The 22,099-nt window shown below is 71.4% G+C and carries 21 protein-coding genes; 5 read left to right on the forward strand and 16 right to left on the reverse strand.

The window, feature by feature from the left end; genetic code table 11:
- Positions 1-3: 3 nt before the first annotated feature.
- The 5 genes from IE255_RS24045 to IE255_RS24065 form a co-directional block, all read right to left on the reverse strand.
- Positions 4-792, reverse strand: coding sequence for an aldose epimerase family protein (locus IE255_RS24045; protein WP_190052447.1), 789 nt, complete (start codon positions 790-792; stop codon positions 4-6).
- 71 nt (positions 793-863) lie between these two features.
- On the reverse strand, positions 864-1,823 hold the full coding sequence (locus IE255_RS24050; protein WP_190052448.1) for an SRPBCC domain-containing protein: 960 nt from the start codon (positions 1,821-1,823) through the stop codon (positions 864-866).
- A gap of 139 nt (positions 1,824-1,962) precedes the next feature.
- On the reverse strand, positions 1,963-3,615 hold the full coding sequence (locus IE255_RS24055) for a polyamine aminopropyltransferase (protein WP_190052449.1): 1,653 nt from the start codon (positions 3,613-3,615) through the stop codon (positions 1,963-1,965).
- A gap of 125 nt (positions 3,616-3,740) precedes the next feature.
- A complete protein-coding gene (locus tag IE255_RS24060) occupies positions 3,741-4,268 on the reverse strand; it encodes a DUF2617 family protein (protein WP_190052450.1) in 528 nt (175 codons plus the stop codon).
- Between the two features lie 575 nt (positions 4,269-4,843).
- The gene (locus IE255_RS24065) at positions 4,844-5,104 is read right to left on the reverse strand and encodes a hypothetical protein (RefSeq protein WP_190052451.1); all 261 of its coding nucleotides are present in this window, start codon (positions 5,102-5,104) and stop codon (positions 4,844-4,846) included.
- A gap of 128 nt (positions 5,105-5,232) precedes the next feature.
- Here IE255_RS24065 and IE255_RS24070 point away from each other — a divergent pair, with 128 nt between their 5' ends.
- Positions 5,233-6,426 (forward strand): pyridoxal phosphate-dependent aminotransferase, encoded by a 1,194-nt coding sequence (locus IE255_RS24070; RefSeq protein ID WP_190052452.1) that lies wholly within the window; start codon positions 5,233-5,235, stop codon positions 6,424-6,426.
- Positions 6,427-6,708: 282 nt separating this feature from the next.
- Here IE255_RS24070 and IE255_RS24075 read toward each other — a convergent pair whose 3' ends face one another.
- Positions 6,709-7,236, reverse strand: a complete 528-nt coding sequence (locus tag IE255_RS24075; protein WP_037765125.1) for a YbjN domain-containing protein — start codon at positions 7,234-7,236, stop codon at positions 6,709-6,711.
- 165 nt (positions 7,237-7,401) lie between these two features.
- Between IE255_RS24075 and IE255_RS24080 the strand changes: the two genes are divergently transcribed.
- Positions 7,402-7,875 (forward strand): hypothetical protein, encoded by a 474-nt coding sequence (locus IE255_RS24080; RefSeq protein ID WP_190052453.1) that lies wholly within the window; start codon positions 7,402-7,404, stop codon positions 7,873-7,875.
- Between the two features lie 4 nt (positions 7,876-7,879).
- Here the strand turns inward: IE255_RS24080 and clpB are convergent, their stop codons facing one another.
- Positions 7,880-10,477: an ATP-dependent chaperone ClpB gene (gene clpB / locus IE255_RS24085; protein WP_190052454.1), complete on the reverse strand. Its 2,598-nt coding sequence runs from the start codon at positions 10,475-10,477 to the stop codon at positions 7,880-7,882.
- 105 nt (positions 10,478-10,582) lie between these two features.
- Between clpB and IE255_RS24090 the strand changes: the two genes are divergently transcribed.
- The gene (locus tag IE255_RS24090; RefSeq protein WP_190052455.1) at positions 10,583-10,999 is read left to right on the forward strand and encodes a pyridoxamine 5'-phosphate oxidase family protein; all 417 of its coding nucleotides are present in this window, start codon (positions 10,583-10,585) and stop codon (positions 10,997-10,999) included.
- A 167-nt stretch (positions 11,000-11,166) separates the two neighbouring features.
- Here the strand turns inward: IE255_RS24090 and IE255_RS24095 are convergent, their stop codons facing one another.
- Together IE255_RS24095 and IE255_RS24100 are read right to left on the reverse strand one after the other, a co-directional pair.
- A complete protein-coding gene (locus IE255_RS24095; protein WP_037765134.1) occupies positions 11,167-11,502 on the reverse strand; it encodes a Rieske (2Fe-2S) protein in 336 nt (111 codons plus the stop codon).
- Positions 11,503-11,504: 2 nt separating this feature from the next.
- Complete coding sequence (locus IE255_RS24100) at positions 11,505-11,675, reverse strand: hypothetical protein (RefSeq protein ID WP_190052456.1); 171 nt, start codon at positions 11,673-11,675, stop codon at positions 11,505-11,507.
- A 128-nt stretch (positions 11,676-11,803) separates the two neighbouring features.
- Between IE255_RS24100 and IE255_RS24105 the strand changes: the two genes are divergently transcribed.
- Positions 11,804-12,823: a helix-turn-helix domain-containing protein gene (locus IE255_RS24105; RefSeq protein WP_190052457.1), complete on the forward strand. Its 1,020-nt coding sequence runs from the start codon at positions 11,804-11,806 to the stop codon at positions 12,821-12,823.
- 16 nt (positions 12,824-12,839) lie between these two features.
- Here IE255_RS24105 and IE255_RS24110 read toward each other — a convergent pair whose 3' ends face one another.
- Positions 12,840-13,883 carry a helix-turn-helix transcriptional regulator gene (locus IE255_RS24110; protein WP_190052458.1) on the reverse strand — a complete coding sequence of 348 codons (1,044 nt, stop codon included), beginning with the start codon at positions 13,881-13,883 and terminating at the stop codon, positions 12,840-12,842.
- Positions 13,884-14,119: 236 nt separating this feature from the next.
- On the opposite strand from IE255_RS24110, the gene IE255_RS24115 reads away from it, so the two are divergent.
- Positions 14,120-15,325 carry a DUF418 domain-containing protein gene (locus IE255_RS24115; protein WP_229906540.1) on the forward strand — a complete coding sequence of 402 codons (1,206 nt, stop codon included), beginning with the start codon at positions 14,120-14,122 and terminating at the stop codon, positions 15,323-15,325.
- Here the strand turns inward: IE255_RS24115 and IE255_RS24120 are convergent.
- From IE255_RS24120 to IE255_RS24145, 6 genes are all read right to left on the reverse strand, one after another.
- Positions 15,318-16,427, reverse strand: a complete 1,110-nt coding sequence (locus tag IE255_RS24120; RefSeq protein WP_190052459.1) for a substrate-binding domain-containing protein — start codon at positions 16,425-16,427, stop codon at positions 15,318-15,320. The two genes, IE255_RS24115 and IE255_RS24120, sit on opposite strands and share 8 nt — an antisense overlap.
- Positions 16,428-16,694: 267 nt before the next feature.
- Complete coding sequence (locus IE255_RS24125; protein ID WP_031116078.1) at positions 16,695-17,147, reverse strand: heat shock protein transcriptional repressor HspR; 453 nt, start codon at positions 17,145-17,147, stop codon at positions 16,695-16,697.
- A 5-nt stretch (positions 17,148-17,152) separates the two neighbouring features.
- On the reverse strand, positions 17,153-18,334 hold the full coding sequence (gene dnaJ / locus IE255_RS24130) for a molecular chaperone DnaJ (protein WP_190052460.1): 1,182 nt from the start codon (positions 18,332-18,334) through the stop codon (positions 17,153-17,155).
- Positions 18,335-18,370: 36 nt separating this feature from the next.
- Positions 18,371-19,036: a nucleotide exchange factor GrpE gene (gene grpE, locus IE255_RS24135; protein WP_190052461.1), complete on the reverse strand. Its 666-nt coding sequence runs from the start codon at positions 19,034-19,036 to the stop codon at positions 18,371-18,373.
- Entirely contained in the window at positions 19,033-20,883 is a 1,851-nt protein-coding gene (gene dnaK / locus IE255_RS24140) for a molecular chaperone DnaK (protein WP_190052462.1), read from the reverse strand. Before dnaK ends, grpE begins: the two co-directional genes overlap by 4 nt.
- Positions 20,884-20,977: 94 nt before the next feature.
- Positions 20,978-21,988, reverse strand: coding sequence for an MraY family glycosyltransferase (locus IE255_RS24145; RefSeq protein WP_190052463.1), 1,011 nt, complete (start codon positions 21,986-21,988; stop codon positions 20,978-20,980).
- Between the last annotated feature and the right edge of the window lie 111 nt (positions 21,989-22,099).

The following is a 22,099-nucleotide window of genomic DNA, read 5'->3' on the forward strand; positions in this document are numbered from 1 at the left end:
AGCTTAGAGGCGGCGCCAGCTCCAGGTCGTGGTGGCCTCCAGCGGCTCCAGGGGCGTGACCAGGCGCGGCAGGGTGTTCAGCCCGTTGGGCGGACCGGTCTGCGGCTCCACACAGACGGCGGCCTCCTGCTCGTCGTAGACGACCACCCACTCCTCCCGGCTGGTCACCTTCAGCTCCAGCTGTCCCGGCCAGGTGAGGGTCACGTCGACGCCGCCGGGCATCCCGAAGCAGTCGTCCCAGGGGCCGGGCTCGGGGTCGATGCGGTTGCCGGTGGGCAGGTGGTCGTCGCCGCGCTCCTCCTGCCAGGCGGGGGCGAAGTCGATGCGGACGTCCTCGCCGCCGAGGTTCCGGTTGAACCAGGGGTGCCAGCCGATCTGCGCCGGGAAGGACGACTCGTACGTCTCCACGGACATGGTCAGCGTCAGCGCGTCCTCGGTGAGGGCGACGGCCTGGGTGACGCGGCCGGGGTACGGCCAGGGGTCGACGAGCTCGTAGGTGATGACGGCCTCGGCCGTGCCGGTGCGGGCGGTGCGCCAGGCGCCGTCGCGGGCGGTGCCGTGGATGGCGTGCGGCGGGGCGTTGAGGGGCATCTGCCGTACGGCGGCGCCGTCCAGGAACCGGCCGTCCCGGATCCGCCCGCACCACGGCACCATCGGGAAGCAGCCGAACCGCTCCCCCTGCCGCAGCAGCTCCACGCCGCCGACGCGCAGTCCTCCGACCCGGCCGCCGTTGCCCGGCCGCACGGTCGCCTCCGCGTCGCCCGCGGTCAGCGTGATCTCTTCGTCACTCACGGGACGACCCTACTGGGGTGATCAAGAGGGCCTCAGGCGTTGCGGCTGCTTCCGCGGCGGCGCGGCGTGCTTCAGCGGCGTCTGCGCAGGGCCCGGACCGCCACGATGGCCGACGCCACGGCCAGGGCCGCGGCGGGGGCCGCCCAGCGCAGCGGGGCGGGCGTTGACACGGTCTGGGGGGCGGGCACGGGGGCGTACCGGCCGCGCGGCGGGGCGTGGTCCACCTCCTCGGCACTGCGCCCGATCATCGTCCGCCGCGCGTGCGCCGCCTCGGCGACACCCTCGGCGTCCTCCTCGTCCTCCCCCGAGGCTCCCGAGGCTCCCGGGGGTTCGACGGCGCCGAAGCCGGTGGCGGCCTCGTCGGCGGACCCTCGCGCCGGCGGCTCCTCGGTGAGCCCGGCACCGGAAGCGTCGCCGCCGCGCGCGGGGGCCGGCCCGGAACCCGGAGTTTCCTGCTCCGCCGCCCCGGAACCCCCGGACTCGCCCTCTGGTCTCGCCGGAGGCGGAGGCGGAGGCGGCGGGGACGGGTCGTCCGCGTCCGGGGTCGTCTCGTAGTCCGTCGTGGCGCGGGGTTCGAAGTCCTGCGTGGCGAGGGGCGTGGTCGTCTCCGGGGCCGCCGCGGCCAGGTGCTCCGCGAAACGGTTCAGCAGCCGGGTGACGGCGCCCTCGACGGCGTCCGGCGGGAGGTCCGTGATCCGCCCGTCCGCCGAAGCCGTCCCGTCGAAGACCACCGTGCAGCCGTCCTCCGCCTCCCGCAGGGCGATCCGCACCGCGAGCGTGACCGAGCCGCTGCCGCGCGACTCCTCCGCCTCGCCCTCGACGGCGTACGCCCCGTCGTCCCGCCGGGACAGCCGTACGGCTCCCCGGTAGGTGACGGAGTGGCTCCCGACCCGGATCTTCAGCCGCCCGGCGACGGGCTCGGCACCGGCGTCCTGCTGGAGCCCGGGAACCGCCCGGGCGACCCGCGCGGGGTCGTCCAGCACCTCCCTGAGCCGCTCGGCCGGAACCGGAACGAACACCTCGTGCTCCATGTCGACGGACTCTACCCAGCAGAGCCCGAAACGCACCCCCGCCCGAGGGATTCACCCCCGATCCACGCCCACCAGGCGTATGCTCCCGGCCCGCCGATCCCGACCGCCGATCCCAACCGCCCATCCCAACCCACCCGCTCTACCGCGGATGCACCAGCGTCGACGCGGGCAACCCCGCGATCCGCGTCCCCCGCGCCGCACGCGCGCCCGCAGCGAGGGACGCGTCGGTGAGGACCCGGGGGCGCGGCCCGTCCGGGTCGAGCCGCGGCCGCGGCTGGGTGCGGGCCGCCAGGACGAAACCCCAGTCCCGGGGCGCGTGGGAGCGGTCGGCGGGGGTGCGGTCGGGGCCGACGGCGAAACCGGCGTGCCGGCCGCCCGTGCCGTACGGGGCGGTGCGGAAGCCGGCCGCGCGCAGTGTCGCCTCCACCGTCCAGTACACCCGGGGGCTGGACGCGACCGGTCCGGCGTGCACCACGATCCGGCCGCCGGGGGCCAGCACGCGCCGCGCGAGGCCGTAGAACTCCTGCGAGTACAGCTTCGTGCTGGCCGTGATGCCCGGGTCCGGCAGATCGGAGACGACCACGTCGTACGCCGCCGGGGGCGCCGAGCGCAGCCAGCCGAAGGCGTCCCCGGTGGTCACGCGCACGCGCGGGTCGCCGAACGCGTGCTGGTTCAGCGCGGACAGGGCCGGGTCGGTGCGGGCCAGCCGGACCACCTCCGCGTCGAGTTCGACGACGTCGACCCGGTGCACTCCGGGGTGGCGCAGCACCTCGCGGGCCGCGAGGCCGTCACCGCCGCCGAGGATCAGCACGCGCGCGTGCGGTCCGTTCATCGCGGGGTGGACGAGGGCCTCGTGGTAGCGCAGTTCGTCGCGTCCGCTGACCCGCAGCCGGCCGTCGAGGAACAGGTCGAGGGGCCGGCCGGGCGTGCCGCCGGTGAGGACCACTTCCTGCACGCCGGACTGGAGTGCCACCCGTACGTCCTCTCCGTACACCGCCTGCCGGGCGGCGTCCTCGAAGTCGTCGACGAGGACGGCGGCCGAGGCGAGGACCGCGAGCACGGCGGCGTTGGCGAGCAGCAGCAGCCAGCGGGCGCGCCGGGTGAGGTCCCGGCGGAACAGGCCGAGCACCAGCGCGCCGCCGACGACCGCGTTGACGGCGCCGGTGAGCAGCGCCCCGGTCAGCTGGCCGAAGAACGGCAGCAGGAGGAAGGGGAAGGCGAGGCCGCCGACGAGGGCGCCGACGTAGTCCGCGGCGAACAGGTCGGCCACCGCGCCGCCCGCGTCCTCGCGGCGGATGCGCTGGATCAGCTCCATCAGCAGCGGGATCTCGGCGCCGATGAGCAGCCCGGTCGCGAGGGAGAACGCGACCAGCAGGCAGCGGGGGCCGCTGGCCCATATGCCGCCCCAGTCGCCGGTCCAGGCGAAGACGGCGTACAGGGCCATCGCGCTGCACCCGCCGACGAGGGCGAGGGTGGCCTCGACGGCGCCGAACCCGGCCGCGGCGAGCCGGCGCAGCCGCTTGGCGGCGAGGGAGCCGATGCCCATCGCGAAGACCATGACGGACAGCACGACGGAGGCCTGGGTGACGGAGTCGCCCATCAAGTACGAGGCGAGCGCGACGAGTTCGAGTTCGTACACGAGTCCGCAGGCCGCGCAGACGAACACGCCCGCGAGGACCAGGAACCGTCCGGTGCCCGGCCGGACGGGCAGTCGCGCCGGGCCGCCGGGGCCGCCCGGGGCGCTCCAGGGCGGCGGGGAACCGGGCGGGGCGGGCGCGTGCGGCTCGATCACGCTGCGACGTTACGTCACGCCTCGACCGCGGATCGTCACCCACACGTGTGGTGCTGGTTTACAGAGGCCCGATATCGGTATGAGATCCGGTTCGCCGGACGGCACTCCGGCCGGCCGGGCCGCGGTCAGGTGGCGGTGGCCGTCGCCGGCACCCGGACGCCCACTCTCGTCCGGGTCGCGACCAACTGGCCGTCCTGCGGGTACGCGTGCCAGGTCCGCCAGTGCACCTGCCCCTCGTGGTGCTGGGCCAGCAGTGCCGTGAAGGCGTGCGGGCTGCCGGGGAAGACGCCGGCGAGGCCGTGCGGGTGGTCGGAGACGAGGGCCAGCAACTCCTGGGCGCGGCCCGCGAAGGAGCCGGGTGAGAGGACCTCGACCCGGGCCGCGAACTCGTACTCCCAGTCGCCCACGCGCTTGGCGACGCCGAGCGGAAGCGGAGTGCTGCTGCCCGGAATGCACGCAACCGTCTCCGAGCAGATGCCCCGCTCCTCCTCCAGCAGGACCTGGTGGGACGCGCCGAGGAGGCGCAACTGCAGTTTGCTGCCCGCCAGTTCGAGGTCGAGCGTGGCCAGTGCGGGAAGCGGCTCGCGCCCCAGGGCCCAGGCGAGATCGGCCGCGCGCGTGTCGCTGTAGGAGGTGTTCAGGGTCGTGAGCATGGATCGGCTCCGCAAGCACACAAGGAGAGGGAGATGGGTCCGCTGCGCCCCGGTCGCACCGGGGGATGTCGGCCCGGGTCAGACCGGTCGGCCGGTTTCAGGAAGGTGTCCGCGGGACGTCCGAGAGGCTGCGTTGGTGATTTAGAGGGAATCATGAACTGTGGCGTCGCCACAGCGTTTTTACCCAAGTTCGTAGGCTTTCCATCCCTCAGGGGGCTCCACAGCTCAACTGTTCAACCACGGCGTGCGCCGGTGCCGGGGAGGCGTGCGCCGGTGCGCCGTGGCTCGCGCCCGGAGCCGGGACGGACGGGCGCCCGGCCTGCCGCCTGGCTCCCGAACTGGCCGTTCGCCGCGCGCAGTTGCCGGAGTCACGCGCGAATACGCCGCTCCGTGGACGCGGTTGTCCTACAGGCATGAGAAGTTGCCCGAATCCACAGGGAGTCACCCGACAGGCGTTCGACGGATCCGCCGGACGAGAACTCCGCCCCGGCACGGGAACGCGGGGCCCGCCCCCAGGTGCGGACCCCGCGCTCGATGGCTGCGGCTCCCCCGTCATGAGGGCCGGCCGGTGACGGTCAGCTGCCTCCGCCGCCGCATCCGCCCCCGCCGCCTCCGCCGCCTCCGCAGGACGACCCGCCGCCGCAGGAGTGCCCGCCGGACGAGCCGGAGTCTCCCCCGCCGGCCCACCAGCTGCCGCCGCTGTCGTGGCGGCCGCTGCCGGTGGACGCCCCCGCCCCGCGACGCGCCGCCCGCCCGGACCCACCACTGCGGGCCTTGGACACCAGCGCCCCGACCAGGACGACTCCGATCACCGCCAGGATGATGCCGACAACCATGGCGCCACCCTCCTTCCGTTTCCCCCGAAGCGGCCCCCCGTGGGCGCCTCGCTCTTGCGTGAACCGGTGATGCCCGGCCCTCATCCGAGTCAAAGCAGAGTTGAGGAAGTCCAGAGCTTCGGCGCAGGATGACCGGCATGACCTCCAGCGCGCGCCCCCTCCTCAACCGCCGGCTCGCCGAGTTCGGGACGACGATCTTCGCCGAGATGTCGGCCCTGGCGCTGAGCACCGGCGCCATCAACCTCGGGCAGGGCTTCCCGGACACCGACGGCCCCGAGGAGGTCAGGGAGGCGGCCGTACGGGCCCTGCGGGACGGCCGCGGCAACCAGTACCCGCCGGGCCCCGGCATCCCCGAGCTGCGCACCGCCGTCGCCGCCCACCAGCAGCGCCGCTACGGCCTGTCCTTCGACCCCGACGCGGAGGTCCTGGTCACCGCCGGGGCGACGGAGGCGATCGCCGCCTCGCTGCTGGCCCTGCTGGAGCCCGGCGACGAGGTGATCGCCTTCGAGCCGTACTACGACTCGTACGCGGCGTGCATCGCGATGGCGGGCGGGCGCCGGGTGCCGGTCACCCTCCGCCCGGACGAGGGCGCGGGCCGCTTCCGCCTCGACCTCGACGAGCTGCGCGACGCCGTCACCGACCGCACCCGCCTGCTGCTGATCAACACCCCGCACAACCCGACCGGCACGGTCCTCACCCGGGCAGAGCTGTCCGCGATCGCCGAGCTGGCGGTGGAGCGGGACCTGCTCGTGGTGACGGACGAGGTGTACGAGCACCTGGTCTTCGACGACGCCGAGCACGTGCCGCTGGCGACGTTCCCGGGGATGCGCGAGCGCACGGTGACGATCGGCTCGGCCGGCAAGACCTACTCGTTCACCGGCTGGAAGGTCGGCTGGGTGACGGCGGCCCCGGAGCTGGTCACGGCGGTCCGCTCGGCGAAGCAGTACCTGACGTACGTCTCGGCGGGCCCGTTCCAGTACGCGGTCGCCGAGGCGCTGGCGCTGCCCGAGTCGTACTTCTCCGCGTTCCGCGACGACATGCGGGCCAAGCGGGACCTGCTGTCGGCGGGCCTGGAGGAGGCCGGCTTCCGCGTCTTCCGCCCGTCGGGCACGTACTTCGTCACCACCGACATCCGCCCCCTCGGCGAGACGGACGGCTTCGCCTTCTGCCGCGGCCTGCCGGAACGCGCCGGCGTCGTCGCCATCCCCAACGCGGTCTTCTACGACCACCGCGAGGAGGGCGCACCGTTCGTACGGTTCGCGTTCTGCAAGCGAACGGAAGTTCTCCAGGAGGCCGCGAAGCGACTCGGGGCGGCGTTCTAGGCCCACCGGTACGCAGGCACCCTCCGCCCGAATGGTGCGCCGGACCGGTCACGGCGGCCAAGTGCGCTCGATGCGGTCGCGTCGTACGGCGTAGGTCTTTCCCCGGTTCCTTCAGGAGGTCAGCGGCCGACCGGAGCCTCGTGGACAAGTGCCCGGTGTGTCGGCGCCTCGCCGCCCGGTGGGCAGGACGGCATGGGCGCCGCGTCACGAAAAGGCAAACGGCGCGTACAGCACGTACCTGCTCGTACGCGCCGACGCGCCGTGGGCGGCCCGCTCAGGGCCCTACTCGTCGTCCTCGGGCTTCTCCGCCTCGTTGATCTCCTGCTCCAGGCCGAGCTGCTCGACGAGCCACTTGTCGAACTCGATCGCGGCGCGCACCCAGCTGACCGTCGAGGAGACGAAGTGCTCCAGGCTGACGCCCATGCCGATCAGCATCTGGGCCTCGCCGATCAGGCGGACCGTGCCGTCGTCGTGGGTGTGGCTGTAGACCTTGGGCCACAGCGTCCGGCGGTTCCAGTCGTCGATGGACTCCAGGATCTGCGGCTTGGCCTCGATCTCGTGGGGCCGGTCGTAGAACGTCCGCACGGAGAAGACCTGCTGGTCTCCCTCTCCACGGAACATGAAGTAGGTGCGGAACTGCTCCCACGGCGCCGCGAGGTCTCCCTCGTCGTCGACGACGTACTTGAGCTCCATCTGGTCGAGGAGCTGCTTCACGAGGTCCTGATCCGGGACGACGGGGCCCGCCGGTCCTTGCGGCTGCGGCTCGGGCTGGCCCCCGAAGTTCGGAATCGAGGACGGGTCGATGGTCACCGTGAATTTCCCTTCGTACGGATTCCGCCATCCTCCCCCATGCGGGGAGGGGGGTGGCAAGCCCCGACGGACCCTGTCAGCCCTCGGCTGACACGATCCGGTCAACCGCAACCGCCGACTGCCGGACACCGTCCTCCTGAACGGCGGACGGAGGGGTCGGTGGCCATGGCGGCGACGGGCAGAGGGCACACCCGGTGGGGGCTGATCCTGCCGTTCCTGGCAGTGCCGGTGCTCGTTCTCGGGTTCCTCGTCATCGGCATGTTCATGTGGGCCCTGACCGACGAGGACGACACGCGCGCGGGAGGCAAGGCCACGGTGCCCTGCGCCGAGGCACTGGCCTTCGGCGGCGCCCAGCGCCCGGCGACCGCGGACGCCGGCCACTGCACCGTGCAGGGAGGCATCGACACCATGTACTCGGCGGTGCTGCGGATGCCGCGCGAGGACGTGCGCGGCTGGCTGCGCGCGACCTACCCGGACGCCCCCGAGGTCCGCACGGGCGGCTCCTGCGGGGCGCTGTGTCTGGATGTGACCCACGAGGACGGGCTCCCCGGCACCGCCGAGGCGCATGTGGTCCAGGTGAGGGTGGAGCACGTGAACGCCGAGACGGCGCGGGTGCGCTTCTCGGCGTTCACGACCTGACGTCCTACAGCGTCTTGCCCGTGGCCGGTCCCACCAGGAGCCCGTCCTCGAAGCGGTCCACCCGGACCGTGTCGCCGTCCTTGATCTCCCCGGACAGGATCTCCTTGGCGAGGCGGTCGCCGATGGCCGACTGGACGAGGCGTCGCAGCGGTCGCGCGCCGTACGCCGGGTCCATGCCCTCCTCCGCGAGCCAGGCCAGGGCCTCGGGCGTGATGTCCAGCGCGAGGCGCCGCTCGGCGAGCCGCTTGGCCAGGCGGTCGATCTGGAGCTCCGCGATGCGCTCCAGCTCGGGCTTGGTCAGCGCCGAGAAGACGACCAGGTCGTCCAGGCGGTTGAGGAACTCCGGCTTGAAGGAGGTCCGGACGACCTCCAGTACCTGTTCCTTCTTCTCCGCCTCGCTGGTGAGCGGGTCGACCAGGAACTGGCTGCCCAGGTTCGATGTCAGCACCAGGATCGTGTTGCGGAAGTCGACCGTACGGCCCTGGCCGTCCGTGAGGCGCCCGTCGTCGAGCACCTGGAGCAGGATGTCGAAGACCTCGGGGTGGGCCTTCTCGACCTCGTCCAGCAGGACGACGGAGTAGGGGCGGCGGCGGACGGCCTCGGTGAGCTGGCCGCCCTCCTCGTAGCCGACGTAGCCGGGCGGGGCGCCGACCAGCCGGGCCACGCTGTGCTTCTCGCTGTACTCCGACATGTCGATGCGGACCATCGCCCGCTCGTCGTCGAAGAGGAAGTCGGCGAGGGCCTTGGCCAGTTCGGTCTTGCCGACGCCGGTCGGGCCGAGGAAGAGGAACGACCCGGTCGGCCGGTCGGGGTCGGAGATCCCGGCGCGGCTGCGCCGCACGGCATCCGACACCGCCCGCACGGCCTCGCCCTGCCCGATGAGGCGCTTGCCGATCTCGTCCTCCATGCGCAGCAGCTTCTGCGTCTCGCCCTCCAGCAGCCGACCGGCGGGGATGCCGGTCCAGGAGGCGACGACGTCGGCGATGTCGTCGGCGCCGACCTCCTCCTTGACCATGGTGTCCGTCACGACCTCCTCCTCGGCCTCGGAGGCGGCCTCCAGCTCCTTCTCCAGGGCGGGGATCTCGCCGTACAGCAGCTTCGACGCGGTGTCGAAGTCGCCGTCGCGCTGGGCGCGTTCGGCCTGGCCGCGCAGTTCGTCGAGGCGTTCCTTCAGCTCGCCGACGCGGTTGAGGGACTGCTTCTCCTTCTCCCAGCGGGCGGTGAGGCCGCGCAGCTCCTCCTCCTTGTCGGCGAGGTCGCGGCGCAGCTTCTCCAGGCGCTCGCGGGAGGCGGCGTCGGTCTCCTTGCCGATCGCCAGCTCCTCCATCTTCAGCCGGTCGACGGCGCGCTGGAGCTCGTCGATCTCGACGGGCGAGGAGTCGATCTCCATGCGCAGCCGGGAGGCCGCCTCGTCGACGAGGTCGATGGCCTTGTCGGGCAGGAAGCGCGAGGTGATGTACCGGTCGGAGAGGGCGGCGGCCGCGACCAGCGCGCTGTCCGCGATCTGCACCTTGTGGTGGGCCTCGTAGCGGCCCTTGAGTCCGCGCAGGATCGCGATGGAGTCCTCGACGGTCGGCTCGGCGACCAGCACCTGCTGGAAGCGGCGCTCCAGGGCGGCGTCCTTCTCGATCCGCTCCCGGTACTCGTCGAGGGTGGTGGCGCCGACCATGCGCAGCTCGCCGCGGGCGAGCATGGGCTTGAGCATGTTGCCGGCGTCCATGGCGGAGTCCCCGCCCGCGCCGGCCCCGACGACCGTGTGCAGCTCGTCGATGAAGGTGATGATCTGCCCGTCGGATTCCTTGATCTCGGCCAGGACGGTCTTCAGCCGCTCCTCGAACTCACCGCGGTACTTCGCCCCGGCGACCATCGCGCCGAGGTCCAGGGCGACCAGCCGCTTGTCCCTGAGGGACTCGGGGACGTCACCCTTGACGATCCGCTGAGCAAGCCCCTCCACGACGGCGGTCTTGCCGACACCGGGCTCACCGATGAGGACGGGGTTGTTCTTGGTACGGCGGGACAGCACCTGCACCACGCGCCGGATCTCCTGGTCCCGGCCGATGACGGGGTCGAGCTTGCCTTCCCGCGCGGCGGCGGTGAAGTCGGTCCCGAACTTCTCCAGGGCCTTGTACTGCCCCTCGGGGTCGGCCGTGGTCACCCGGCGTGCGCCCCGGGCCTTCTGGAAGGCCTCCTGGAGCTTCTTCGCACTCGCCCCCTGCTGGGACAGCACCTCACCGGCCGCGCCGCCCTTCGCAGCGATGCCCATGAGGAGGTGCTCCGTGGAGAGGTACTCGTCCCCGAGCTCCTTGGCGCGGGCCTGCGCGTCGGCGACGACGGCGAGCATCTCGCGGTTGGGCTGGGGCGGCGCCACGGTCGACCCGGTCACGCTCGGCAGCCCGGCGAGCACGCGCTCGGCGCCGGAGCGTACGGCCGCCTGGTCGGCGTCGACCGCGGCGAGCAGGTCGGTGATGTTCTCGTTGTCCTGCCCCTGGAGCAGCGCGAGGAGCAGGTGGGCAGGGGTGAGGTCGGGGTGCCCCTCGGTCACGGCCCGGTTGCTGGCCGCGTTGATCGCGTCCCGGCTCCGGTTGGTCAGCTCGGCGTCCACGTTCGCGTTCTCCTCCTTGCACTGACCCGAACGACTTGCACAAAGTTGAGTCTAGTGCACTCAAGGGCGGTTCGGGGAGGGCCGCAGGGGCTAAGTTCCCGGGGCATGGCGACCAAGTACTCCATGGATCCGGGCGCTCCCGACCCGCCGTATCTCAGCTTCTGGCGGGAACGGCACCTGTGCACCCTGACGACTCCCCGCCCGGACGGCACCCCGCACGTAGTACCCGTCGGGGTCACATACGATCCCGCGGCCCGGCTGGCTCGGGTGATCGCCGACAAGGCGAGCGCGAAGGTGCGGAACGTACTGGCCGCCGGCGAGCAGGGGGCCGCGGTCGCCGTCTGCCAGGTGGCGGGCCGCCGGTGGGCGACGCTGGAGGGCCGGGCCCGCGTCCGCACCGAACCGGACCGGGTGGCGGAGGCGGAGCGGCGCTACGCCGAGCGCTACGGCAGGACGCCGTCGCCCAATCCGTCGCGCGTGGTGATCGAGATAGCGCTGACGCGAGCGATGGGGCGTGGTTGAACGAAGTGAAAATCCACACCGGTGATCGACTGCTTCCAGCCACCGCGGAACTGGGCGGATACCCGGAAATGTCCCCACAAACTGCAGCGGCGTCACCGTGTTCAGGTCACGGTGACGCCGCTGCGGGGGGAAGCACCTGAGCGATCTGTTACGACGGGGGAATCGCGTCAGGCACTGCGGGGGGTGGCAGAGATGGTCCTCGGGGCAGGGGAGTCGGCCTCCACCTGCTGGTGGTCCCGTTGGTCCAGGTTCACAAAGATCATTCCGTACCGTACGGCACATCGCACTGGCTGCGGCGCCCCCCGAGGCCGCCGCAGACACCGGTACGCCCGTACGTCTCCGTCCTCGTCCCGCGTGACGACGACCGGCTCTCCGAACACGGTCACCATCAGCGAGTCACCGCTGTGGGGGATGGCGGTGACCAGGTCGATGAAGTGCCAGCCGGAGCGGTAGGCGGTGGCCATTTCACGGCGGAAGGAGCGGTCGTCGGGTGGAGTGGTCACGGTCAGCTCCCGGCCTCGTCAGCACCGGAACCCGCGGAGTTTCCACTGCTGCCGGCGTCGGCGTTCACCGCCACCGAAGGCCAGGTACTGTTCGCCCGCACCTCGTCCTTCGCATCGGAGAAGCCCCCGAGCACGCCCAGGGTCGCGGCGACGGAGAAGGCGGCGACAAGCACCGAGCGAAGCATTCTGCTGCACATAGTCGGCTTCGTCCTCACTTGAAGGTCCCCTTTTCCCCCGTCGAGTACGACGATGGCTCATTCGGGCACGTCATGGCCACAGAATCGATGCATCATGTTCCTGCATGTTCAGGACCCTGGGGGGTGGAGATTTGGGATCAAATCAGACTAATAAGACACATCCCCATCCGATTACGGAGTTGTGCGAGGAAGGTGGCCGTCTTTACACCCTCGCACTGCGCGCCGGACGTCTGGCGCGTGAGGACGCCGACCCCGCACCCTGCCTGATCGAGCTGGCACTGCTCCACCCCGATCCCGACGACCCGACCTGGCTTCGGCCGGTTCCTCCCGTAGTGGCCCTCTCACGGCAGCTCAACCCCCTGGAACAGGAGATTGCGGACCGCAGGCGACGGGCGATCGATCTCGCGGAGATCTTTCAGCCGTTCATGGCCCTCGGCGCCCAGATGGCCACGACCAGCGACTCCATCACCGTCCTGGAGGGCGGCGAGCGGATCAACGCCGCGCTGAACATGGCCACGTCCCAGTGCCAGAACGAGATGCTCACGCTCCAGCCGAGCGACCGCCTGTCCGAGCGGAGCCTCCTGCAAGGGATGAAGCGCGACAGGCCGCTGATAGAACGCGGCGTGCGGATACGCACGGTGTACCAGCACACGGCCCGGTACAACCCGGAGCAGCTGGCCTACTCCGCCCGGCTCGCCGACGGCAAGGCGGAGTACCGCACGATCGACGAGCTCGTGGAGCGTCTGATCATCTGCGACGAGACCGTCGCCTTCATCCCCATCCGCGACGACCAGCAGGTCGCGCTGGAGCTGCGGCACCCGGGGATCATCCGGTACCTGATCAAGGTGTTCGAGTTCATGTGGAACCGGGCCGTTCCGCTGAGCGCGACCACTCCCTACGAGATCGCGCAGGACGGCATCACGGAGATCCAGTACTCGATAGCCAAGCTCCTCGTCGAGGGCCATGTCGACGAGGCCATCGCCCGCCGCCTCGGCATGAACGTACGCACCTGCCGGGCCCACATCGCGAAGCTCGCCTCGCTCCTGGGCAGCGGCAGCCGGGCCCAACTCGGCTATCTCATCGCGCAGTCGGGGATCCTGGAGCGGGAGGAAGCGCCCGAGTGAGCGCGACGGGGCTGCCTCAGCGGGCCGTCCGGGATCCTTGATCAGGAACGCTGAGGGGCGGGACGGCAGCGGCCCGTGGGGGTCCGTCGAGTCCCACCTGGGCGATGCGCACGCCCAGCTGCGTACGACTGGCAGCCCCCAGCGTCTCCGACAGCCGCGCGATGTGCGCCCGGCACGTCCGCACGCTTATCCCCAGCCGTTCCGCGATCACCGCGTCCTGGTGCCCCTCCGCCAGCAGGGCCGCGATCGACTGCTCCCGGTGGGAAATGCCCTCGATGCCCGTGTCGGGGAGCGGGGCCGTCAGCGGAATGGCCAGCCTCCACAGCCGCTCGAAGACCGTGACCAGGTACTCGACGATCGCCGGATGCCGCAGCTCCAGCGCCATCGTGCGGTCGGTGTTGGCGGGGATGAAGGCCACCGTCCGGTCGAAGAGGATCAGCCGGTCGATCACCTCGTCCAGCGTGCGCGCCTCCACCGCGTCGCCCATCAGCTCCAGGTAGGTCAGCAACCCCTGCCCGTGCCGGGCGACATGCGTGTACAGGTCCCGCATCCGCACGCCCCGGCCGCGCAGCGCCAGCGCCCGGTGCAGCCCCTCGGACAGCTCCGCCTCGCGGCGGATGCCGCCCGGCTGGACCGTGAGCACCTCGGTCGTGCACGCCTGGGTCGCCTCGTCCATCGCGGCCTGGATCCGGGCGAGTCCGTCCAGGACCCGGATCGCCGGGCCCTCCGCGGCCGACGGCGCCGGCTGTACCTGGCGGCCCAGCCCGGCGTACCACTCGAAGGCCGCCACCGCCGAACCCACCCGCCGCTGGCTCGCGCTGACCTCGTCGTACATCCCGCGCAGCAGCCGGGTCATGACCTCCTGCGGGGAGGTCGGCACCAGCCAGTCCATGTCGTCCGGGTCCGGGTGCAGCAGGGCGAGTTCCAGCAGGCAGGGCACCGGTTCCGCGTCCCGGCGCGGCACGCGGCCCCGCCGTACGGCCCGGGAATACACGCGATCCCCGGCCTCGCACAGTCGGTCAGCACCGTGTGGATGCTCCTCCGCCCCGTGCCCGGCCATCGCCCATCCCACCCCCGGTTCGCCGTCTTTCCGCAGCGCAACTATGCGCGGCCCGGACCTGCTCCGCAACACGGCTCCTCCGCACCCGAGTACCGTTCCGCGCCGTTCGCTCCCCGAAACCGCCCGCTCCCAGCCGGCCTGTTGTCACAGGATGGGGTGGCGTGCCCGCAGTCGAATGTGCGAGCTTCTGTGATCACGGGCCAGGACCAGGCCCGCCTGCTCCGCGAGGGGGAAACGTGAACGACCCGGGGGGACCGGCGGGCCTTCGGCGGCTGCCGGCCGTCGACGCGCTGCGGGGTTTCGCCCTGCTGGGCATCCTGGTGGTCAACAGCGCGCAGATCATGAGCCCTTACGAGGCGGAAGGGGTCCGGGATCCCGGGGCGGCCCCCGTGGACCACGTCGCCACCTGGCTGGTGACGGCGCTGGCGTCCAGCAAGTTCTACCTGTTGTTCTCGTTCCTGTTCGGCTACAGCTTCACCCTCCAGGCGGCCTCCGCCGAACGGGACGGGGGGAACGTCACCGCGCGCTTCCTGCGCCGGTCCCTGGCCCTGGTGCTGCTCGGCCTGGTGCACGCCGTCCTGCTGTACACCGGCGACATCCTGATGACCTACGGCCTGCTGGGGCTGGTCCTGCTGTGCGCGCGGCGGATCAGGCCGGCCACCGCCGTGAAGGCCGCCGCCTGGATCTACGGGGTGTTCGGTGTCGTCCTCACCGGGCTGGGAGCGCTTGCGACGGCGGTGGACGAGGAGGATCCCGTCCCTCGCCAGGCGATCGCGCAGGCCGTGGCCGCCTACCGCGGCAGCGCCGGCACGGTCGTACGGGAGAACCTGGACCGGCTGCCCCTCGCGCTCCTCGGCGTTCTCCTCATGGCCCCGGGCGTGCTCGCCGCGTTCTTCCTCGGCCTGGCCGCGGGGCGACGGCGCCTGCTCGCCCCGGGCGGGACCGACCGCTCCCGGCTGGTCCGCGTCACCGCCGTCGGGCTGGCCGTCGGCGTCCCGGGGGCCGTCTTCTTCGCCTCCGCCGCGCAGGGGCCGCTGGACGAGCGGTGGCAGCTCCTGGGCATCGGCGTGGGCATGCTGACGGCGCCCGCCCTGTCGGCCGCCTACGCCTGCGTCCTGCTGCTCCTGCTGGACTCGCCCTGGGGAGACCGGATCCAGCGGCTGTTCGCGCCGGCGGGCCGCCTGGCGCTCACGAACTACCTCGGGCAGTCCCTGATCATGATGGTCGTGGCCACGGCGTACGGCCTGTCCCTCTACGGGCGCGTGGGAGCGGCCGGCGTGCTGGTGCTCGCGGGTGCGGTGTACGCGCTCCAGCTGGCCCTAAGCACGGCGTGGACCCGGCGCTTCCGGCACGGGCCCGCCGAGTGGCTGCTCCGGGTGATCACCCTGGCCGGACGCCCGGGCAGGGCCGGCACACCGCGGGCGCCCGAACCGGCTACGTGAGGCCGATGGACCGGCAGGCCGCCTTGAACTTCGCGGTGCAGATGTCCGACAGCTTGTAGATGTCGTCGGCGACGACCGTGTCCTTGATGTTGTCCCGCGTCAGGGCGACCACCGGCACGAGCTGCGCGGGGATGCCCTTGTGGGTGGGGCTGTCGACCCGGTCGCGGGTCAGGGCGGCGAACTGGATGTCCCGGCCCTGGACCTTCGCGACCGCCATCTCCGCGGCGTTCTCCGCCTCCTGCGGGTACGACTTGTAGACGCTCATGTACTGCTCGCCGGTGATGATCCGCTGCACGGCCGCGAGTTCCGCGTCCTGGCCGGTGATCGGCGGCAGGTCGGTCACGCCCGCGTCCTCCAGCGCCTCGACGATGCCGCCCGCCATGCCGTCGTTGGCGGAGTACACCGCCGCGATGTCGTCCGCGCCGATCTTCTCGATCGCCTGGGCCATGTTGGCCTGCGCGTTCTCCGGCTTCCAGTCCTTCGTGTCGAAGGACTCGGCGATCGTCACCTTGCCGTTCAGCTCGGACAGCGCCCCGGCCTTGAACTGCTTGGCGTTCGGGTCCGTCGACGAGCCGTTCATCATGACGATCTTGTCGGAGAGGCTCGCCTTCTCGCCGATGGCCTCCAGTAGGGAGCGGCCCTGGACCTCGCCGACCAGTTCGTTGTCGAAGGAGATGTACGCGTCGATCGGGCCCTCGGCCAGCCGGTCGTAGGCGATGACCGGGATCCCGGCGTTCTTGGCCTTCTTCACGCTGCCCGCGATGGCCTGCGAGTCGACCGCGTCCAGCAGGATCACGTCGACCCGGTCGTCGATCATCTGCTGCATCTGGCGCGCCTGCTGGTCGGCGCTCGCCTCGGCGTTGGCGTACTCGACGCGGCCCTGGTCGTTGGTGAGGGACTCGACCTTCCGCTTGATGATGGGGTAGTCGAAGTTCTCGTAGCGCGTGTTCGCCTTCTCCGGCAGCAGCAGGCCCACCGTGATGTCGTTGCCCTTGGTCGGGCTCGCGTCGTCACTGCTCCCCGTCGCGTTGAGCACGCCGCAGCCGGCGAGCGTGACGGACATCGTGGCCGCGGCCACGGATATGGAGATGGGACGACGCATGCGGTGCTCGTTTCGCGTGTGATTCGGACGTGGGCGCACTTTGTGGCCCATGTGACTGAAAAGCCAACGCGGACGCGGCCCCCAGCGTCAAGCGGAACCACTTAACGAGATGACAACACCACGCTCCGCAGTAGTTGTGAAGACTCTGCGGAATCATCTCCAACTGCCTTGCACGGCCCGCCCATCCACGGGAGACCGAGCGAAACGGCCCAAGTGCTGCGAAAGGGGCCGGGAGTCGCCTCCCGGCCCCTGTCACACGCGTACAGGTCAGTCCGCCTGCTGCTGCCGCTTCGGCCGCCACACCACCAGCGCGCTGGTCTGCTGCACCTCCTGGTACGGCACCAGATCGCGGCGGTACGACGCGTGCACCGCCGCCTCGCGCTGGCGCATGGCCGCCGCCGCGCCGTCGAGCGCGTCCTCCAGCTCGGCCACCCGGGCCTGGAGCGCGGCGACCTGGTTCTCCAGTTCGATGATGCGCTTGATGCCGGCCAGGTTGATGCCCTCGTCCTGCGACAACTGCTGCACCTGGCGGAGCAGTTCGATGTCGCGGGCCGAGTAGCGGCGGCCCCGGCCGGCGGTGCGGTCGGGGGAGACCAGGCCCAGGCGGTCGTACTGGCGCAGGGTCTGCGGGTGCAGGCCGGAGAGCTGGGCCGCCACCGAGATGACGTAGACCGGGGTCTCCTCGGTCAGTTCATACGGGTTGCGTCGACGACCGTCCATCTGACTCATGCTCCCTTCGCGGCCTGGAACAGATCCGCCCGCGGATCCTCACCCGCGGTCGCCTCGCGATACGCCTCGAGTGCGTCACGAGCCTTCCCCGTCAGGTCCTTCGGGACACTCACCTCGACGGTGACCAGGAGGTCGCCCCGGGTGCCGTCCTTGCGGACCGCGCCCTTGCCCCGGGCGCGCATCGTACGGCCGTTCGGCGTGCCGGGCGGCAGTTTCAGCGTGACGGGCGGGCCGCCCAGCGTCGGCACCCGGACCTCGCCGCCGAGGGCCGCCTCGGCGAACGTCACCGGGACGGTGACGGTGAGGTTGTCGTCCTTGCGGCCGAACACCGGGTGGGCGTCGACGTGCACCATCACGTACAGGTCGCCCGCGGGGCCGCCGCGCTCGCCCGGTGCCCCCTTGCCGCGCAGCCGGATCCGCTGGCCGTCGCTGACGCCCGCGGGGATGCGCACCTGCATGGTCCGCGAGGACTTGGCCCGGCCGCTGCCCTTGCAGATGTCGCAGGGGGTCTCCGCGATCAGGCCGCGGCCCTTGCAGTCCGGGCAGGGGTCGGTGAGGGAGAAGCCGCCGCCGCTGCCCCGGGCGACCTGCCCGGTGCCGACGCAGGTCGGGCACACGCGCGGCGTGCCGTTCTTGTCGCCGGTGCCCGAACAGGCCTTGCAGGGCGACTGCGACGACATCCGCAGCGGGACCGTCGCGCCCTCGATGGCCTCCGTGAAGCTGAGCGTGACCTCGGACTCGATGTCCTGGCCGCGCCGGGGCTGCGTACGCGTGCCCGGGCCCGCGCCGCCGCGGTTGAACAGGCCCCCGAAGACGTCACCGAGACCGCCGCCGAAGCCGCCGGCCCCGCCCTGGCCCTGGGCGCCGCCTCCGAAGAGGTCGCCCAGGTCGAAGTTGAAGGAGCCGCCGCCCGCGCCGGGCCCCGGGCGGAAGCCGCCGTTGCCGAAGAGCGCGCGTGCCTCGTCGTACTCCTTGCGCTTCTTGGGGTCACCGAGGATGTCGTTGGCCTCGGAGATCTCCTTGAAGCGCTCCTCCGCCCTGGCGTTGCCCTTGTTGGCGTCCGGGTGGTACTCGCGGGCGAGCTTCCGGTACGCCTTCTTGATCTCGGCCTCGGTGGCGTCCTTGGGGACGCCGAGGACCTTGTAGTAGTCCTTCTCGATGAAGTCCTTGGTGCTCATCCTCGACGCCCCTCCTTCCCTTCGTCCGTTATGACGTCAGCCCTCGTCCGGGCCACCGCTCTCCTTGTCGTCGGCGTCGGCGGACTCCTCCGCCTTGACCGTCTGCGCCCCCGGCTGGGGTTCGGCCACCGCCACCCGCGCGGGGCGGATGGTGCGCTCGCCGATCCGGTACCCGGGCTGCAGAATCGCCACGCACGTCGTCTCGGTGACGTCCGGCGCGTAAGAGTGCATCAGGGCTTCGTGGATCGTCGGGTCGAAGGGCTCGCCCTCCTTGCCGAACTGCTGCAGGCCCATCTTCGCCGCGGTGCTCTCCAGCGACTCGGCGACGGACTTGAAGCCGCCGACCAGTTCGCCGTGCTCCCGCGCGCGGCCGATGTCGTCGAGCACGGGCAGGAGCTCGGTCAGGAGGTTCGCGATGGCGATCTCCTTGACCGCGATCCGGTCGCGCTCGACCCGGCGGCGGTAGTTCTGGAACTCGGCCTGGAGGCGCTGGAGGTCCGCCGTGCGCTCGCTGAGCGCGCTGCGGGCCTGGTCCAGCTGGGCCACCAGAGCCACGTCCTGGCCCGTGTCCCCGGCCGGGGCCGCCCCCTCCTCCGCGGAGGGGGAGGCGGCCTTCGGCTCGGCGTCGTCGGAGGTGGCGCCGGAAGGGACGTCGGGCTGCTGCGGCTGCTGCTCGTCGAAGCCCGGGGTCTCCTCCGTCACGCGGCACCGTCCTTCCGCTCGTCGTCCACGATCTCGGCGTCGACCACGTCGTCGTCGGCGGCCTTGGCACCACCGGCGGTGGCACCCTCGGGCCCGCCGGCGGCCTGCCCGGCCTGGGCGTCGGCGTACATGGCCTGGCCGAGCTTCTGCGAGACGGCCGCGACCTTCTCCGTAGCGGTGCGGATCTCGGCCGTGTCCTCGCCCTTGAGCTTCTCCTTCAGCTCGGCGACGGCCTCCTCGACCTCGGTCTTGATCTCACCCGGGACCTTGTCCTCGTTGTCCTTGAGGAACTTCTCGGTCTGGTAGACGAGCTGCTCGCCCTGGTTGCGGGACTCGGCGGCCTCGCGGCGCTTGTGGTCCTCCTCCGCGTAGCGCTCGGCCTCCTCGCGCATGCGGTCGACCTCGTCCTTCGGCAGCGAGGAGCCGCCGGTGACGGTCATCTTCTGCTCCTTGCCCGTGCCCAGGTCCTTGGCGGTCACGTGCATGATGCCGTTGGCGTCGATGTCGAAGGAGACCTCGATCTGCGGGACGCCGCGGGGCGCCGGCGGCAGACCGGTCAGCTCGAACATCCCGAGCTTCTTGTTGTACGCCGCGATCTCGCGCTCGCCCTGGTAGACCTGGATCTGCACGGACGGCTGGTTGTCCTCGGCGGTGGTGAAGATCTCGGACCGCTTGGTCGGGATCGTCGTGTTCCGCTCGATGAGCTTGGTCATGATGCCGCCCTTGGTCTCGATGCCGAGGGACAGCGGGGTGACGTCGAGGAGCAGGACGTCCTTGACCTCGCCCTTGAGGACACCGGCCTGCAGGGCGGCGCCGATGGCGACGACCTCGTCCGGGTTGACGCCCTTGTTGGCGTCCTTGCCGCCGGTCAGCTCCTTGACGAGCTCGGCGACGGCGGGCATGCGGGTCGAGCCGCCGACCAGGACGACGTGGTCGATCTCGCTGATGGAGATGCCGGCGTCCTTGATGACGTTGTGGAACGGCGTCTTGCAGCGCTCCAGGAGGTCCGCGGTCAGCTGCTGGAACTGGGCGCGGGTGAGCTTCTCGTCGAGGTGCAGGGGGCCCTCGGCGGAGGCGGTGATGTAGGGCAGGTTGATCGAGGTCTCGGTGGACGAGGACAGCTCGATCTTCGCCTTCTCGGCGGCCTCGCGCAGACGCTGCAGGGCCATCTTGTCCTTGCCCAGGTCCACGCCGTGGCCGGACTGGAACTGCTGGACCAGGTAGTCGACGATGCGCTGGTCCCAGTCGTCACCACCGAGGTGGTTGTCACCGTTGGTGGCCTTCACCTCGACGACGCCGTCGCCGATCTCCAGCAGCGAGACGTCGAACGTACCGCCACCGAGGTCGAAGACCAGGATGGTCTGGTCGTCCTTGTCGAGGCCGTACGCCAGCGCGGCCGCGGTGGGCTCGTTGACGATGCGCAGCACGTTCAGACCGGCGATCTCGCCGGCCTCCTTCGTGGCCTGGCGCTCGGAGTCGTTGAAGTACGCCGGGACGGTGATGACCGCGTCGGTCACCTTCTCGCCCAGGTAGGCCTCGGCGTCCCGCTTCAGCTTCTGCAGCACGAAGGCGCTGATCTGCTGCGGGTTGAAGGGCTTCCCGTCGAGCTCGATCTTCCAGTCCGTGCCCATGTGGCGCTTGACGGAGCGGATGGTCCGGTCCACGTTCGTGACCGCCTGGCGCTTGGCGACCTCGCCGACGAGCACCTCACCGTTCTTCGCGAAGGCGACGACGGACGGCGTGGTCCTGGCGCCCTCGGCGTTGGTGATGACGGTGGGCTCGCCGCCCTCCAGAACGCTGACGACGGAGTTAGTCGTGCCCAGGTCGATGCCGACCGCACGTGCCATGGTTGATTCCTCCAGCTGACTTGAGTGGAACGGACTCAAGTGTGCACGACGGCTCCCTACCGGTCAACAGAGCTGAGTCGAGCTGGCTCAACTCTTATCCGTTCCTTACACGCAACGGCGCGCTGACCTGCGGCGATACTGTGCGTCGAGCGGCGTACACAGGTACACGGGAGAGGGCGAAGGCGACCACGAGAGCCACGCCCGCCACCCACCACAGGGCGTCGGCCCCGACCCAGCCGGCGTGCGCGAGTACCCCGACGAGCACGCCGGAGAACGCCCCGGAGCCGAGCAGCAGGGTGGCCCCCGGCACGGTCAGCCCGAGCCGCCGCAGCCGGTGGGCGAGGTGGTCGGGCCCGCTGCGGACCACGGACCGCCCGCCCAACCGCCGTGCCAGCAGGACGAGTACGGCGTCGGCGCTCACCAGGGCCGTCAGCGCGAAGAGCACCCCCGCGCTCTCCCCGAGCCCGAACCCGGCCCGGACGTGCACGAGGCCGAGGGCGATCACGAACCCCGCCGGCATGGACCCGCAGCTCCCCAGCGCCACGCGCGCGGGATGCCAGTTGTGCAGCAGGAACCCGGTCAGCGCCGCCGCCAGCACGCTCATCAGTACGGCGACCCCGTCCAGCACGTCGATCGCCGCGCAGGCCGCCACCCCGAAGGCGGTGACCACCCCGACGGTCCCCGCGAGCCCGTCGGCGTGGTCCAGCCCCCGGAACGCGAAGGTCACGCCCACGACCCACACGACGGCCAGCAGCCCGGTCCCCACCCCCGTCTCCCCGTACGGCACGACACACGCGGCGGCGACGCCCGTACCGGCGACCAGCACCCGCGGCCGCAGCCGCCACACGTCGTCGACGAGCCCGAGCAGGGCGACCACGCCACCGGCGACGAGCAGCCCGCCGATCCCGCTCCCGGCCGAGCCCCATTCCTTGACGCCTACGACCGACCCGGTGACGACCACCACGGCCACACCCCCGGACAGCGGCACCTCGCGTTGCCGCCGCCGCTCGACCAGACGCAGCCGCCGGGCGGGGGTCCGGAGGACGGCCGCGAGCAGGGCGGTGAACAGGAGGGCGGTGGCGGCGGCGGTGATCCCGTAGAGCACGGATATAAGTTAGGCGTCACTATGACAATTCGGTACGAATAACACGACAGGATCGCGGCCGGATTCCGTACGACTTCTGAGGCAACCCTCAGCGATTCAGATCACTGCCCA

It is taken from the genome of Streptomyces lomondensis (assembly GCF_014651035.1).
GTDB lineage: Bacteria > Actinomycetota > Actinomycetes > Streptomycetales > Streptomycetaceae > Streptomyces > Streptomyces lomondensis.

Bases quoted from the DNA above. Each gene is read 5' to 3' on its own strand.
- IE255_RS24050 (WP_190052448.1), bottom strand. From the start codon at position 1,823: ATGGAGCACGAGGTGTTCGTTCCGGTTCCGGCCGAGCGGCTCAGGGAG.
- IE255_RS24060 (WP_190052450.1), bottom strand. From the start codon at position 4,268: ATGCTCACGACCCTGAACACCTCCTACAGCGACACGCGCGCGGCCGAT.
- IE255_RS24065 (WP_190052451.1), bottom strand. From the start codon at position 5,104: ATGGTTGTCGGCATCATCCTGGCGGTGATCGGAGTCGTCCTGGTCGGG.
- IE255_RS24070 (WP_190052452.1), top strand. From the start codon at position 5,233: ATGACCGGCATGACCTCCAGCGCGCGCCCCCTCCTCAACCGCCGGCTC.
- IE255_RS24080 (WP_190052453.1), top strand. From the start codon at position 7,402: ATGGCGGCGACGGGCAGAGGGCACACCCGGTGGGGGCTGATCCTGCCG.
- IE255_RS24090 (WP_190052455.1), top strand. From the start codon at position 10,583: ATGGCGACCAAGTACTCCATGGATCCGGGCGCTCCCGACCCGCCGTAT.
- IE255_RS24105 (WP_190052457.1), top strand. From the start codon at position 11,804: ATGTTCAGGACCCTGGGGGGTGGAGATTTGGGATCAAATCAGACTAAT.
- IE255_RS24110 (WP_190052458.1), bottom strand. From the start codon at position 13,883: ATGGCCGGGCACGGGGCGGAGGAGCATCCACACGGTGCTGACCGACTG.
- IE255_RS24120 (WP_190052459.1), bottom strand. From the start codon at position 16,427: ATGCGTCGTCCCATCTCCATATCCGTGGCCGCGGCCACGATGTCCGTC.
- IE255_RS24125 (WP_031116078.1), bottom strand. From the start codon at position 17,147: ATGGACGGTCGTCGACGCAACCCGTATGAACTGACCGAGGAGACCCCG.
- dnaJ (WP_190052460.1), bottom strand. From the start codon at position 18,334: ATGAGCACCAAGGACTTCATCGAGAAGGACTACTACAAGGTCCTCGGC.
- dnaK (WP_190052462.1), bottom strand. From the start codon at position 20,883: ATGGCACGTGCGGTCGGCATCGACCTGGGCACGACTAACTCCGTCGTC.